This window comes from Nonomuraea sp. MTCD27 (assembly GCF_041950495.1).
Taxonomy (GTDB): Bacteria; Actinomycetota; Actinomycetes; order Streptosporangiales; family Streptosporangiaceae; genus Nonomuraea.
Genome location: NZ_JBGNUW010000005.1, coordinates 602,500 through 617,493, shown reverse-complemented (window position 1 = coordinate 617,493; position 14,994 = coordinate 602,500). Strand labels below are relative to the sequence as shown.

General features: G+C 71.6%; 10 protein-coding genes and 1 pseudogene. 5 read left to right on the top strand and 6 right to left on the bottom strand.

What is annotated here, in order from left to right; all coding sequences use genetic code 11:
* Positions 1-31 precede the first annotated feature (31 nt).
* Positions 32-2,140, bottom strand: coding sequence for an alpha-1,4-glucan--maltose-1-phosphate maltosyltransferase (locus tag ACBJ59_RS18715; RefSeq protein WP_375111466.1), 2,109 nt, complete (start codon positions 2,138-2,140; stop codon positions 32-34).
* A 244-nt stretch (positions 2,141-2,384) separates the two neighbouring features.
* Between ACBJ59_RS18715 and glgP the strand changes: the two genes are divergently transcribed.
* On the top strand, positions 2,385-4,967 hold the full coding sequence (gene glgP / locus ACBJ59_RS18710; protein ID WP_375111465.1) for an alpha-glucan family phosphorylase: 2,583 nt from the start codon (positions 2,385-2,387) through the stop codon (positions 4,965-4,967).
* Between the two features lie 21 nt (positions 4,968-4,988).
* A complete protein-coding gene (locus tag ACBJ59_RS18705; protein WP_375111464.1) occupies positions 4,989-5,885 on the top strand; it encodes a MurR/RpiR family transcriptional regulator in 897 nt (298 codons plus the stop codon).
* Here the strand turns inward: ACBJ59_RS18705 and ACBJ59_RS18700 are convergent.
* The 5 genes from ACBJ59_RS18700 to ACBJ59_RS18680 form a co-directional block, all read right to left on the bottom strand.
* The gene (locus ACBJ59_RS18700) at positions 5,848-7,761 is read right to left on the bottom strand and encodes an N-acetylmuramoyl-L-alanine amidase (protein ID WP_375111463.1); all 1,914 of its coding nucleotides are present in this window, start codon (positions 7,759-7,761) and stop codon (positions 5,848-5,850) included. The two genes, ACBJ59_RS18705 and ACBJ59_RS18700, sit on opposite strands and share 38 nt — an antisense overlap.
* A gap of 87 nt (positions 7,762-7,848) precedes the next feature.
* On the bottom strand, positions 7,849-9,639 hold the full coding sequence (locus ACBJ59_RS18695; protein WP_375111462.1) for an ABC transporter ATP-binding protein: 1,791 nt from the start codon (positions 9,637-9,639) through the stop codon (positions 7,849-7,851).
* Complete coding sequence (locus ACBJ59_RS18690; RefSeq protein ID WP_375111461.1) at positions 9,636-11,381, bottom strand: ABC transporter transmembrane domain-containing protein; 1,746 nt, start codon at positions 11,379-11,381, stop codon at positions 9,636-9,638. Before ACBJ59_RS18690 ends, ACBJ59_RS18695 begins: the two co-directional genes overlap by 4 nt.
* Before the next feature lie 47 nt (positions 11,382-11,428).
* Positions 11,429-12,406 (bottom strand): zinc-binding dehydrogenase, encoded by a 978-nt coding sequence (locus tag ACBJ59_RS18685; protein WP_375111460.1) that lies wholly within the window; start codon positions 12,404-12,406, stop codon positions 11,429-11,431.
* A gap of 99 nt (positions 12,407-12,505) precedes the next feature.
* A complete protein-coding gene (locus ACBJ59_RS18680; RefSeq protein ID WP_375111459.1) occupies positions 12,506-13,228 on the bottom strand; it encodes a helix-turn-helix domain-containing protein in 723 nt (240 codons plus the stop codon).
* Between the two features lie 230 nt (positions 13,229-13,458).
* Here ACBJ59_RS18680 and ACBJ59_RS18675 point away from each other — a divergent pair, with 230 nt between their 5' ends.
* From ACBJ59_RS18675 to ACBJ59_RS18665, 3 genes and pseudogenes are all read left to right on the top strand, one after another.
* Positions 13,459-14,523: a serine hydrolase domain-containing protein gene (locus tag ACBJ59_RS18675; protein ID WP_375111458.1), complete on the top strand. Its 1,065-nt coding sequence runs from the start codon at positions 13,459-13,461 to the stop codon at positions 14,521-14,523.
* An 18-nt stretch (positions 14,524-14,541) separates the two neighbouring features.
* Positions 14,542-14,775, top strand: a pseudogene (locus ACBJ59_RS18670) (Rrf2 family transcriptional regulator); the annotation flags it as partial.
* A complete protein-coding gene (locus ACBJ59_RS18665; RefSeq protein ID WP_375111457.1) occupies positions 14,715-14,894 on the top strand; it encodes a hypothetical protein in 180 nt (59 codons plus the stop codon). The pseudogene ACBJ59_RS18670 and the gene ACBJ59_RS18665, both read left to right, overlap by 61 nt.
* Positions 14,895-14,994: the final 100 nt, after the last annotated feature.

Genomic DNA, 14,994 nt, shown 5'->3' with positions numbered 1-14,994 from the left:
ACACGTTGAAGACTCCCCGCTGAATTCAGTTCTACCGTGGCGCGGCTCGTACGGTGAGAATGTGGGCAGGCTGGATGTGGGGGTCGAGGCGTACATAGTTGCTCTGCCTCCAGCGGTACGATTCGCCTGACAATTCGTCGTCCACGACGAACTCCGCGGTCCAGTCGAGACCGATTGCAGGCAGGTCCAGATCAACAGTCGCCTCGTGGGTGTGGTGTGGATCCAGGTTGATGACCGCCAGAACGACGTCGCCCAGTCCGTGCCTTCGTGTGGCCGGGTCATAGGCGCCCGGGAGCCGTTTCGAGAAGCAAACGATGTCCGGTTGGTCGACCCTGTGGAACCGTAGATTACGCAATTCCTGCAGCGCAGGATGCGCTCTTCGGAACAAATTCAGGTGGGTGAGGAAGGGAGCCAGGCTCCTTCCTTCACGTTCGGCCGTAACCCAATCGCGAGGTTTGTACTGATATTTCTCACTATCTAGGTATTCCTCACTGCCGGGGCGTACTGGCACGTTCTCTCCGAGCTCGTAGCCGGAGTAGACGCCCCAGGTCGGCGAGGCGAGCGCGGCCAGGACCGCCCTGATCTTGAACGCCGGCACGCCGCCGTGCTGCAGGTACTCGTGCAGGATGTCGGGCGTGTTCACGAACAGGTTCGGTCGCAGGTAACAGGAAGTCTCCTGGGAGAGCTCCGTGAGGTAGGTCTCCACATCACCTTTGGAGTTCTTCCAGGTGTAGTACGTGTATGACTGATGGAAGCCGGTCTTGGCCAGCGTGCGCATCATCGCCGGCCTGGTGAACGCCTCCGACAGGAAGATCACGTCGGGGTCGGTCCGGTGGATGTCGGCCAGCAGCCGCTCCCAGAACGCCACCGGCTTGGTGTGCGGGTTGTCCACCCGGAAGATGCGCACCCCGTGGTCCATCCAGTGCCGCAGCACCCGCCTGACCTCGATGTAGATCCCCTCGGGATCCCGGTCGAAGTTGATCGGGTAGATGTCCTGGTATTTCTTGGGCGGGTTCTCGGCGTACGCGATCGACCCGTCGGCCCTGATCGTGAACCACTCGGGGTGTTCCTTGACCCACGGGTGGTCGGGAGAGCACTGCAGGGCGAAGTCGAGCGCGATCTCCATCCCCAGCGCCTTGGTCCGCTCGACGAACACGTCGAAGTCGTCCAGGGTGCCCAGATCGGGGTGCACGGCGTCGTGGCCGCCGTCCTCCGAGCCGATGGCCCACGGCGAGCCGGGCTCGTCGGGCTCGGGGCTGAGCGTGTTGTTGCGCCCCTTGCGGTAGGTGGTGCCGATCGGATGGATCGGTGGCAGGTAGACGACGTCGAAGCCCATCTTGGCGATGGCGGGCAGCCGCTTGGCAGCAGTCTGGAAATTTCCGGACTTGGAGATGCCCAGCTCGTTGACGATCGCGCCTTCGGACCTCGGGAAGAACTCGTACCAGGAGCCGTACAGCGCCCGGCGCCGGTCCACCCTGACCTTGTGCGACTTGGACCTGGTCACCAGCTCGCGGAACGGATGGGAGTCCAGCAGCGCGGCGGTCTCGGGAAGCTGGGCGATCGACAGCCGGGCCCGCGGGTCCAGGTCCTCGTCACGCAGCGTGGCCGAGATCGACAGCAGCGCCGCCCGGTGGCCGCAGGCGCTGTCGCCGTTGCCGTTGCCGGTGCCGTTCTGCTTGGACCTGCCGTTCTTGGCGCCGGTTTTCGCGCCGTTCTTCGCGGGCTGGCCGTTCGGGCAGTCCGCCGGGCGTACGGCCTTGGCCGCGCGCTCGAACAGCCGGGCGCCCTCCTCGCACATGAGATCGACGTCCATGCCGCGCGGGATCTTGATCTCGGCGTCGTGCAGCCACGTGCTGATCGGGTCGCTCCATGCCTCCACTCGGAACAGCCAGTCACCTTCGGCCGGCAGGCACACGTCCACGCCCCAGCGGTCAGTGCCGGGGGCGAGCTCGCGCATCGGTCTCAGGCGCCCGCGCTGCCCGTCGGGCGCGGTGAGCACCACGCCCGCGGCCACGGCGTCGTGGCCCTCTCTGAAGACGGTCGCCGAGACCTGGAAGGTCTCGCCGGCGACCGCCTTGGCGGGCCACTGCCCGCAGTCGACGACGGGGGAGATGTCCGTGATGGGAATTCGTCCGATCATCGCATTCAAGGGTTTGCGGCGGCACTCCCGGTGCCGCCGGAGGCTTTCCCTGGCAGGAACGATCCTTGCATGTAAATTGTGGACAGCAGCGGATAGACCTCCCGAGAGTGTCTGCGGGAGAGCCCAACAATGAGGAAAGTTGCCCCAATAGTCCCTCTTCATGCTTGTTCCCGGAAGGGGTTTGAAGGGGCTTCGTGGGGGTGAAGGACTCAGAGGTCCCTCCTAGCCCGTAGGGTGCAGAAACGTGAGAGCTATCCGCCGGTTTACCGTCCGCACCGTCCTGCCCGCGGAGCTGGCCGCCCTCGGCGAGCTCGTCCACAATCTCCGCTGGTCATGGCACCCGGAGACGATGGACCTCTTCGCGGAGGTCGACGCCGACCTCTGGGAGCAGGTCGGACACGACCCCGTGGCGCTGCTCGGCGCCGTCACGCCGGCCAGGCTGGCCGAGCTGGCGGCCGACCGCCGCTTCCTGCGGCGGCTCGCCGACGCCGCCGACGACCTGCGCGAATACATGACCTCGCCGCGGTGGTACCAGACGCTGCCCGACGGCGCGCGCGCCATCGCCTACTTCTCGCCCGAGTTCGGCATCGCCACGGCACTGCCGCAATACTCGGGCGGCCTGGGCATCCTCGCGGGCGACCACCTCAAGGCGGCCAGCGACCTAGGCGTGCCCATCCTGGCCGTCGGCCTGCTCTACCGGCACGGCTACTTCACCCAGTCGCTCTCGCCGGAGGGCTGGCAGCTGGAGCACTACCCGTCGCTCGACGCGGGCGGGCTGCCGCTGAGCCTGCTCAAGGACGCCGAGGGCACGCCCGTCAAGATCCGCCTGGCCCTGCCCGAGGAGCGCGTGCTGCACGCGCAGGTGTGGGTGGCACAGGTCGGACGGGTGCCGCTGCTCCTGCTCGACTCCGACGTGGCCGACAACGACACCGCCGCCAGAGACGTCACCGACCGGCTCTACGGCGGGGGCACCGACCACCGGCTCATGCAGGAGCTCCTGCTGGGGGTCGGCGGCGTACGCGCGATCAGGGCCTACTGCAAGATCACCGGCCACGCCGACCCGGAGGTCTTCCACACCAACGAGGGCCACGCCGGCTTCCTCGGCCTGGAGCGGATCCGGGAGCTGACCGAGGCGCGGATGTCGTTCGACGAGGCGCTGGAGGCGGTGCGGGCCGGCACGGTGTTCACCACGCACACCCCCGTCCCCGCGGGCATCGACCGCTTCCCGGTGGACATGATCGAGCGCCACTTCGGCGGCGCGAACGCCTGGCCGACCGTGCCGGTGGAGCGGATCCTCGCGCTGGGCGCGGAGTCCGACCCGCACCGGTTCAACATGGCCGTCATGGGCATGCGGCTGGCCCAGCGCGTCAACGGCGTGTCCAAGCTGCACGGCGAGGTCAGCCGGGAGATGTTCAAAAATCTCTGGCCGGGATTTGACCTGGACGAGGTGCCGATCGGGTCGATCACCAACGGCGTGCACGCGCCGACCTGGGTCGGCAGGGAGCTCATGGAGCTGGCCGGGCGCGAGCTGCCCTCGCTGCTGGAGCGGGCCCGCGGCTGGGAGGGCATCCAGAAGATCTCCGACGCCGACATCTGGCAGATCCGCGGCACGCTGCGCAAGCGGCTGGTCGACGGCGCCCGCGTACGCCTGCGCAGGTCCTGGCGCGAGCGCGGGGCCTCCGACGCCGAGCTGGGCTGGATCGACGACGCGCTCGACCCCGACGTGCTGACGATCGGGTTCGCGCGGCGCGTGCCGTCGTACAAGCGGCTCACGCTCATGCTGCGCGACCCCGAGCGGCTGACCGAGCTGCTGCTGTCGCCGGACAAACCGGTGCAGATCGTGATCGCCGGCAAGGCCCACCCCGCCGACGAGGGCGGCAAGAAGCTGATCCAGCAGATCGTCAAGTTCGCCGACCAGCAGAACGTCCGGCACCGCATCGTCTTCCTGCCCGACTACGACATGGCGCTCGGGCAGCTCATGGTCCAGGGCTGTGACGTCTGGCTGAACAACCCGCTGCGCCCGCTGGAGGCGTCCGGCACGTCGGGGATGAAGTCCGCGCTGAACGGCGGCCTCAACCTGTCGATCCGCGACGGCTGGTGGGACGAGTGGTACGACGGCACCAACGGCTGGGCCATCCCCACCGCCGACGGGGTGACCAACGCCGACCGGCGCGACGAGCTGGAGGCCGCCGCCCTCTACGACCTGATCGAGCACGAGGTGTCCGACCGGTTCTACGACCGCGCGATCGACGGCCTGCCGCGGCGCTGGATGGAGATGGTCAAGCACACACTGGCCTCGCTCGGGCCCAAGGTGCTGGCCGGGCGCATGCTGCGCGACTACGTGGTCACCCTGTACAACCCGGCCGCCGCCTCCGCCCGCGCGCTGAGCGCCGAGTCCTACGCGCCGGCCAAGGGGTTCGCCGCCTGGCGGGTCCGGGTGACCAGGGCCTGGCCGGGGGTGCGCGTCGAGCACGTCGAGGCGGCCGGCGTAGGGGACATGCCGGAGGTCGGGGCGGCCATCGAGCTGCACGCCACGATCGCGCTGGGCGACCTGGAGCCGGACGACGTGCTGGTCGAGGTCGCCTACGGCAAGGTCGGGCCGCACGACGAGCTGGTGCACCCGGCGTACGCCAAGCTGTTGGCGCAGTCGGTGGACGACGACCGGCGGGCACACTACACGGGCACGGTCCCGCTCGACCGCACGGGTGCCTTCGGCTACACCGTGCGGGTCGTCCCGTACCACCCGCTCCTCGCCACGCCCGCGGAGCTCGGGCTCATAGCCGTCCCCGAGGAACCTGCGGGTATGACGAACGGAACTCTGCGGTAAACAACCGGGCATAATCAGGGGGTGGACGACAGCGGGAACGGCCTGCGGGCTGACACTCTGGTGGCCACGGTCCGAGGTGTGCTGCCGTCCCTGACGCCGGCTGCCCAGACCGTCGCACGCCTCATCCTGGAGGACCCCGCGACGGTGGCCCGGAGCACCATCACGGAGCTCTCCGCCGCCTCGGGCACCAGCGAGGCCACGATCGTACGCACCGCCAGGCTGCTCGGCTTCGCGGGATACCCGCAGCTCAGGCTGGCCTTAGCCGCGGCCGCCGCGCAGCCTGACCGACTGGTGCCCGGCGACCTGGCCCCCGACGACCCCCTGTCGGAGGTCATCCAGAAGGTGGCGCGGGCCGAGTCGGAGGCGATCAACGACACCATCGCCCAGCTCACCTCCGAGCGCCTCGGGCTGGTGGTGGACGCCATCGTCGGCGCCCGGCGGATCGACGCCTACGGAGTGAGCGCCTCCGGGCTGGTGGCCGAGGACGTCGCGCAGAAGCTGATGCGCATCGGCCTGTCCAGCCACGCCTTCCAGGACGCGCACCTGGCGCTGACCAGCGCGGTGCTGCTGAGGGCGGGCGACGTCGCCATCGGCATCAGCACCTCCGGCGAGACCCCCGACGTGATCGAGCCGCTGCGCCGGGCCAAGGAGGCCGGGGCCACCACGGTCGCGATCACCAACAACCCCCGCTCGTCCATCGCGGAGCTGGCCGAACACGTGCTGATCTCCGCCGGGCGCGAGACGGAGTTCCGTCCCGGCGCCCTGGCCAGCCGGATCAGCCAGCTCCTCGTCGTCGACTGCGTGTTCGTCGGCGTCGCCCAGCGCACGTTCGACGCCTCTCAGGAGGCGCTCGCGAGCACCAGGCGCGCCGTCAGGGAGTTCACCCGGAGAACGTCACCTGCACGTCGTCAGCCTTGACGAACATCACGCGGTGGCCGAACTGGATCTCCAGGTATCTGGTCTTGCCCCGCACCACCTTGTGGTCCTCCAGGTTGAAGGTGACCGCGCGGTAGTACTCGGTGGCGGCCGGACCCGCGAGGGTGTACTTCTCCCCGGCCGAGAACGTGTACTGCAGCGGGGTCACCGCCTGGTACGGGATCCCCTCCGGGTAGGCCTCCTGCTCCGGGTACGCCCGCCCGTACACCGGGACGGTCGCCTTGCCCGGCTTCGGGGTGACCACGAGCCCCATGGACGGGACGGCGGTCGGGGCGCTGGCCGGGTTGTGGAACCAGGCCTTCTGGCCGAGATACCAGATGGCCGTCCAGTCGCCCTGGCGGTCGGCCACGGCGAAGCGCTGTCCGGTGCTCGCGCGGGCGCTGTGGTCGTACACGCTGTAGAGGGAGTCGCCGGTCGGGTGCTTGCCGATGTCCTTGACCAGCGGCGCGTCCGGCCGCGGCTCCGTGCGGAGCCAGACGGTGCCGGAGGGAAGCGGCGGGCAGGCGGCTGACGGGTTCTTGCGGTCGCAGCCGTAGAAGTACGGCTTGTTCGTGGCGAAGTCCGGCTTTATCATGACCGATCCCGCCTGGGGCCCGCCGAACTGGTGCAGGGGCGCCCCCATGAGCTGGAAGTAGTGCGCCCAGTCCCAGAACGGCCCCGGGTCCTCGTGCATGCCGCGCACGGTCGTCGGGAGCGTGCCCGGGACGTTGTCGTGGCCCAGGATGTGGGCGCGGTCCAGCGGCACGCCGTGCTTGAGCGCCAGGTAGCGCACCAGGCGGGCCGACGAGCGGTACATCGCCTCGGTGTACCAGGTGCTGCCCTCGGCCAGGAAGCCCTCGTGCTCGAGACCGATGGACTTGGCGTTGACGTACCAGTTGCCGGCCTGCCAGCCGACGTCCTTGGTCTTGATGTGCTGGGCGATGTGGCCGTCGGAGGAGCGGATGGAGTAGTGCCAGCTCGCGCCGTAGTTGGGGTCCTGGTTGAGGCGGATGGAGGGCAGGAAATATCCCTCCATGTCATGGATGATGATGTAGTCGACCTTCTGGCTGAACGGCCGGTTCGCCAGGTCGTAGTGGCCGTAGTCGTTGTCCGGCAGCTCCTGGTAGGCGGCCGGGATCCACTCGCAGGAGATCGAGGCCGGGCACTCCACGCCGTCGGGGCGGGTGGGCCGCAGGCCGAGCTTCTCCAGCCACTTCTCGATCTTCTCCAGGCCGGGCACGGCCGTCAGGGCGACCCGCTCGCCGTCGTCCGTCGTCCGCTCGGCCCCTTCCTTGATCGTTGCGAAGACCTCGTCGGCGAAGAACTTGGCGGCCCCGGCCTCCTCGGCCCCGGAGTACCTGGCCACGGCCCCGTACCACTCGCCGGGGTCATCGCTGAGCGGCGCGCCGAGCGCCTTCTGGTAGTCGGCCAGCAGCGCCGCGCCGCCCCGGATGTTGGCGGCGTCGTCCGTACGCAGCCGCTCGTGGCTCTCGCCGGTCAGCGCGGCGGCCCGCTCCATGGTGCGCAGCGAGGCCGGGATGTCCGTGGGCGCGGGCTGCTCGGCGGGCGGGGGCAGGGGGCGTCCGTCGTCGCCGCGGGCGTCCTCCTCGCCCTCGCTGTGGTGGTTGGCGGAGGTGAAGGCGGCGGCGTCGGTCAGGTGCATGGGGCCGAACCCGGCGTCGCTGGAGGGTTGGCCCGCGTGGGCGTCCCAGCGGGACTCGAGGTAGGAGACGCCCAGCAACACGCTCGCGGGCACCTGGAACTCCTCGGCGGCGGCCGCGAAGGCCTGCTGCCGGTCGGCGGGTTCCTCGGCGTGAGCTGCGCTCACATAGCTTAAGGGCAGCAGGGCGACCAGAGAGATCGCCAGCAGTCTGCGCATGAACCACTCCTCGGACTGGGGGGTGCGTCGTGCAGTTCAGCGTCTCAACATTTTCCTTCGCTGGCGAGATCTTTGCGAAGATATTCTTCACCCTTGGCGATCGGGTCGCGGCCGGTCCCCGTGCCACGAATGCCAGAGGTCCGCGTACCCGCCGCCGGCCGCGACCAGGTCCTCGTGCGTGCCCAGCTCGGTGATCCGCCCGTCCCGCATGACCGCCACCCGGTCGGCGTCGTGCGCCGTCTGGAGGCGGTGGGCGATGGCGATGACGGTACGCCCGCCGAGGACGGCGGCCAGGGCGCGCTCCGTGTGGCGGGCCGTTCCCGGGTCCAGCAGGGCGGTGGCCTCGTCGAGGATCAGCGTGTGGGGGTCGGCCAGCACGACCCTCGCCAGGGCCAGCTGCTGGGCCTGCGCGCCGTCCGGGCGGTGGGCGCCGTGGCCCAGGTCGGTGTCCAGGCCGTCCGGGAGGTCGTCGATCCAGTCGGCGCCCACGGCGGTCAGGGCCGCGCGCTGGTCCGCGTCGGTGGCGGCGGGGGCGGCGATCCGCAGGTTGTCGCGTACCGTGCCGAGGAACACGTGGTGCTCCTGGGTGACGAGGACGACGCGCTCGCGCAGCCGGTCGGGGTCGAGGCCGGCCACGGGGACGCCGCCGACCGTGACGGAGCCGGTCCGCGGGGCGTCCACGCCCGCCAGCAGCCTGCCCAGCGTCGTCTTGCCCGCGCCGGAGGGGCCGACGATCGCCAGCCGCTCGCCGGGGCGTACGCACAGGTCCACCCCGTGCAGCACGTCCGGGCCGCCGTCGTAGGCGAAGCGCACGCCGCGGACCTCCAGCCGGTCGCCGGCCGGCTCCGGGGAAGCGGCCGGCGTGCTCCGGGGAGCCGTGGCGAGGCCCTCCACGCGGGAGAAGGAGGCGATGCTGCTCTGCAGGCGCTCCAGCTGCTCCAGGACGGTGTTCAGCGGCTGTTCGAGCCGGCGCAGGTAGAGGGCCGCGGCGACCACCGTGCCCAGCGTCACGGCGCCCGGCTGCCGCGTCATCAGCGCGCCGCCGAGCAGCAGGACGGTGGCGACGGGGATGGCGTACGAGACGTCCACCACCGGGAAGAGCACGCTGCGCAGGAACAACGTCCTGGTACGGGTGCGGCGGCACTCGTCGATGGCCCGCCGGGCGGCCGTGATGCGGCGGTGCTCGAGCCTGAGCGCCTCCACCGTACGGGCGCCGCCGGTGGTGGCGGCGAGCTCCTCGGCGAGGGCCGAGTTGGCGGCGCCCTCGGCCAGGTACGCCCCGACCGCCCGGCGCAGGTACCACCGGGAGGCGAACCAGATGCCGGTGAGGCCGAGCACCCCGCACGCGCCCAGGAGCGGGTCGAGCGCGAAGACGGCGGCCAGGATGAAGACGGCCTGGACGGCGGCGATGGCCACGTCGGGACCGGCGTCGCGGAGCGTGGCGCCGACCGAGGCGACATCCGTGGTGCCCCGGGTCGTCAGGTCGCCGGTCCCGGCGCGCTCGACCACGGAGGCGGGCAGGGCGAGCGTGCGCTCGGTGTACTCCTCCCGGACGCGGGCCAGCGTGCGCTCGCCGAACCGGTGGCCGACGAAGCTCGCGTAGCGGGACAGCAGGAGCTGGGCCACCCCGCAGACGAGGATGGCCAGGGCCAGCCGGTCCACGGCGGCGACGGTCGCGCCGGACTTGACCTCGTCGACGATGCGGCCGAGCAGCCACGGGGCGGCCAGCCCCGCGCCGGCGGCCAGGGCGTTGAGCGCGAGCATGGCGGCGAAGGCGCGGCCGTCCAGGCGGACGAGCCGCCACGCCGCCCGGCGCGTCCGCCCCGGCTCGGCGACCGGCAACCGGCCGTCGCCGGCGGAATCGGGGATGGCGGTCATCGGGCGAGTTCCTGAGGCGGGACGCCGGTCCCATCGGCCGGCCCGTCGTCCTCCTCGCCACGGGACACCAGCAGGCGGTAGCCGGGCTCGTCGCGCAGCAGGCCGGGGTGCTCGCCCGTGGCCGCCACCACGCCGTCCACCAGGTAGTACACCGTGTCCGCCCGATCCAGCACGAGAGGCGAGGTGGTGGTGACGACGGTGGTGCGGCCGGCCCGCGCGGCGCGCAGCCGGTCCGCGACGGCCGCCTCGGTGTGGGCGTCCAGGGCCGAGGTGGGCTCGGCCGCCAGGAGGATCTCCGGGTCGGCGAGCAGCGCGCGGGCCAGGCGGACGCGCTGCCGCTGCCCGCCGGACAGGTTGCGGCCCTGGGCCGAGATCACCGAGTCCAGCCCGTACGGGAGCGCCCGCACGATGTCCTCGCCCATGGCCGCGCGCACGGCGCGGAGGAGTGCCTCGTCGTCCGGGTCCCGGCTGCCCGCGATGACCTCGCGCAACGCCCCCGCGAACAGGTCGGCCTCGTTGTCCGCCACCAGGATCCGGTCACGTACCCGCTCCCGGCCGAGGTCGCGGAGGCGGACCCCGCCCCAGGTGGCGGCCGACTCAGTGAAGCAGCCCAGGCGGTCGAGGACGGCCGCCGCCTCCGCCGGTCGCGCGCTGACCAGCGCGGTCAGCCGCCCCGGCGCGATCTCCACGCCGGACGCGGGGTCGCGCAGCGTGGCCGGCGACCCGGGTGCCTCGGTGGCTCCGCCCTCGGCGGCAGGCTCCAGGTTCAGGAAGTGGACCACCCGGCGGGCGGCGACGAGGCCACGGCTGAGGTCGTAGCCGCCCTCGGTGAAGAACGCGACGGGCACCACCAGCACGGCGGCGTACCCGTACACCGCCACCAGCTCCCCGACCGTGATGTCCCCCTGCACGGCCATCCGGGCCGCCAGCCACGTCACCGCGCCCAGGAACAGCGTGGGCAGGCCGACCCCGAGGGCGTGGATCCAGCTCGTCACCGCCCCGACCCGGTACCCCTGCTCGCGCAGCTCCTGCGAGCCGCGCCGGTAACGTTCCGCGTACACGTCCTTGCCGCCGATGCCGTTCAGCACCCGCAGCCCTCCGGCGATGTCCGCGAACCGCGCGGCGAGCTCCCCCTGCCGCACCCGGTAGGCCGTCTCGGCCCCGCGCAGCCGCCCCAGCAGCGGGCCGAGCAGCACCGCGAGCAGCGGCACGCCCAGCAGCACCACGGCGGCCAGCGGCGGCGAGACGGACAGCAGCAGCCCGGCCACGACGAGGTAGGCCAGGACCGTGCCGACGCCCGGGCCGGTGATGGTGAGCGTCTGGGCCAGCATGGCGGCGTCGCCGAACCCGATCGTGACCACCTCCCCGGCCGTCACCTTGCGCGGCAGCGCCGCTCCCAGGCGCGTCGCGTGCAGGACCACCACCTCCACGGTCCGGAACGCGGCGTCCATGCGCACCCTCGTCATGGTCCGGTGGCGCATGATGGCCAGCCACGCGTTCAGCACGCCGGTGCCGAGCACGGCGGCGACCCACCAGGCCAGCACGGGCAGGCGTCCCGTCGCCAGGCCGTCGTCGATGGCGCGGGACAGGAAGTACGGCGGCAGCGTCAGGCACACCATCCAGGCCGTCCCCAGGACCGCGCCGAGCAGGACCCGGCCGCGCTGCCGCGTGACCAGCCACCACAGGTACCGTCCCGCGCCACGGCAGTCGGGGGTTCCGGGATCCATGATCCGCTCTGCCATGTCCAGCACACTAACGACCCGGCCGCGGTGGACCGGGAAGGGGGTCCCTAGGGCACGAGGACGACCTTGCCCGTCGTCCGCCTGGTCTCCAGCGCGGCGTGGGCGGCCGCCGCCTCGGAGAGCGGGAACGCCTGCACCGCCGGGACGAGCGTGCCGTCGGCGGCCGCCGCCAGCGCCCTGGCCTCGTACGCGGGCCGTTCCTCCGGCCGCCCGAGCAGGAGCAGCAGGGCGTTGGTCGCGGTCAGGCCGCGCTCCTTGAGCTCCTCGGGGTCCGGCGTGAAGTCCTGCTGGGAGGCGTTGCCGATGGTGACGTACCGGCCGCCGTCGGCCAGGAGCTCGAACGCCGCCCGCGCCCTGTCCCCGCCCACCCCGTCGAGCAGGGCGGTGACCGTCCGGCCGCCGAGTCGGTCGGCGACGGCCCGCTGCCAGGAGGGCTCGTCGTAGTCCACGGCGAGGTCCGCGCCCAGCTCGCGGACGGCCGCCACCTTGGCGGGACCGCCGGCCGCGCCGACCACCGTCGCGCCGAGGCGGCGCGCGTACTGGACGACCAGCCGGCCGATGCCGCCCGCCGCCGAGGTCACCAGGACCACGTCGGAGGAGGTCAGCTCGGCCGCGTCCAGGAACTGCAGCGCGGTGCAGCCGGTGACGATCATGGCGACGGCCGTCTCGTGGCCGAGCCCGGTGGGGATGCGGTGCAGGGCTGCCACGTCGGCCACCGCCAGCTCCGCGTACCCGCCCGGGCGGCCGGCCGACGTCACCACGTCGCGGCCGATCCAGGCGGGGTCCACCCCGGGGCCCGCGGCGGTGACGACTCCCGCCACCTCGCCGCCGAAGATCGACGGGAGCTCGGGCAGGGGCGGCGTCGACCCCCCCGACAGGCCGGCCCGCATCATCGTCTCGACCAGGTGCACGCCGGCCGCGTGCACGGCGATGCGCACCTGGCCGGGACCGGGCTCGGGGTCGGGGACGATCTCGTAGCTGAGGTTCTCGGCGGGGCCGAAGGTGTGCAGGACGACGGCGTGCATGGCTCTCTCCCGAAGGTCGCGTACTCCGAGCCTGCAACCTCGACCATGCTTGAGGTCAACCCTCTCAGATTCGCGTCGAGCTCGCCCGCGCCGAGGCGCCTATCGAGCTGGGCGGTTCGGCCCGAACAGGTGCCTCCAGCGCTCGGCCGCCCGGATCATGTCCTGGTTGGTCTGGTGCAGGAACCTGGCCACGGTCTCCATCCGGGCGCCCACCGGGGTGGTCGCCCCGAAGACCTGGGCCCCGTCGCGGGCGGCCTCCGCGAGCCGGGCGTTGCGCTCCACGCTGGCCAGGTAGGACCGGTACCAGACGTCGTCGTCCACCACGTAACGGTCACGCCGCCGCCGGGGGTCGCGCTCGCGCCTGATCAGCTCCTGCTCCTCCAGAAAGGCGACGGCGGTCGAGATCGAGGCCGGGCTGACCTGCAGGCGCTCGACCAGCTCCCGGGCCGTGAGCGCCCCGGTGTCGGTGGTGGACAGGCAGGTGAGGACCCGGGCCGTCATCCGCGGCAGCCCCGTCAGCATCAGGACCTCGGTCATCCGCTCCTCGAACGCCCGCACCGCCCTGGGGTCACGCCCGTAGGCCGTCGGGGTGGCCCGCCGGGCGGGCGGCGGGGCCGGCTTGCCACGCCGGGCGCGCCGGCCGGTCGCCTGCTGGGCACGATCGGCCCGGTAGTCCTGGGGGCCGCCGTTGCGCAGCACCTCACGGCTGACGGTGGAGGTCGGCCGGTCGAGCCGCCTGGCGATCTCGGCGTAGCCGAGCCCTTCTGCCAGGCCCGCCGCGATCTGCCGCCGGTCCTCGTGGGTCAGCCTGCCTCCCGGCATCGTCGCCCGCCTCCCACTCGCTCGATCGTTCCCGGCCAGTATTGCGTTCGAACCCACTCCATTGCAACTTTCTCCATTGCGTTCGCCCCTAGACCCATTGCAATCTTCACCTCGATCTACCTGCTGATATGCCACTCGTGCCGCCGAAGGCGGATTGACGACAAGTATGAATGCAACGTAGCTTTTGGACTTGTCCGAACACGTAGTATCGCGAAGCAGGGGAGACGCGAATGAGTAACGCAGTGCAGAAGGTGCTCGACGGGGCCGTGGCCGACGGCGGGGTGCCGGGGATCCTCGCGGACGTGCGCGACGGGCGCGAGAGCTGGTTCGGTACGGCGGGCGTGGCCGACATCGAGACCGGCCGCGAGCGCCGCCCGCAGGACCGGTTCAGGATCGGCAGCCTCACCAAGGCGTTCACCGCGACCGTGGTGCTGCAACTCGCCGCCGATGGCGCGCTGAGCCTCGACGACACCGTGGAACGATGGCTGCCGGGCGCGATCCCCAACGGGGGCGGGATCACGGTCAGGCGGCTGCTCAACCAGACCAGCGGGATCTTCAACTACACCATGGACGAGAAGATCATGGGCCAGTACGTCGGCCCGGCCGTCCTGGAGCGCCGCTTCGACCGCATGCGGCCCGAGGAGCTGGTCAAGATCGCCACGAGTCACGCTCCCGCGTTCGCGCCGGGTGAGGGCTGGGGCTACTCCAACACCAACTTCGTGCTCGCCGGGCTGATCATCGAGAGGGTCGCCGGCCGGACGTACGCGGAGGAGGTCGAGCGGCGCATCGCCCGCCCGCTCGGCCTGGCCGGCACGTACGTCCCCGGCGACGACACCGAGCTGCGCGGCCCCCACTCCCGCCACTACTCCAAGCTCATGCTCGCCGAGCCCGACGCCGAGATCCACGACGTCACCGAGCTGAACGCCTCCGGCGCCTGGGCAGCCGGCGGCATGGTGTCGACGGCCGACGACCTGCACCGGTTCCTCGGCGCCCTCCTGGGCGGCCGGCTGCTCCCGCCCGCGCTGCAGGAGGAGATGTTCACCGGCGTCTCCACCGAGGGCTCCGAGTGGATCCCGAACACCACGTACGGGCTGGGCGTCTTCTGGCAGGAGCTGCCCGGCGGGGCGACCGTCTGGGGCGGCGGCGGCGCGATCAACGGCTCCTGGACGTACGCGATGGGCAGCCGCGACGGCGAGCACCTGGTCGTCAGCAACGTCAACGGCGACTGGGGCAACTTGATCGCCACGTTCGCCGAGCTGCTCCAGGCCGAGTTCTGCCCCGGTGACACCCGTTGACGAAGGTTAACTCAACGTACTAGATATCAAATTGTCTCCACCAGGGAGCTGGCGGCGGCGCTCGGCACAGCGCCGCCGACGGCTACCAAGATCGTGCAGAGCCTGGCCAGGGCGGGGCTCATCGAGACCCGCGAAGGTGCCAAGGGCGGCACAGGCCGGCCAGGCCGTCCGAGAAGGTCACGCTGCTGGACGTGCTCCAGGCCGGCGAGCAGGAACGCCCGCTGTTCAGGACGGACATCGACCACGCGCTAACCGGCGGGCGGCCCGACGTGATCCGCCGGCGCGTCGCGGACAACCTGCGGCAGGCCGAGGACGCCATGAAGGCCACCCTGGCCGCGACCACCATCGCCGACCTCCACCGGGACAGCTGATCTCACCCGGTCGCGTGGGATCCGGGCCTGACCGGTCCGTACGCGCCCAACGACCGGCCGGCCGGGGTCGTCCGCCTGGCTCGGGGCAGGGTGGTATCTG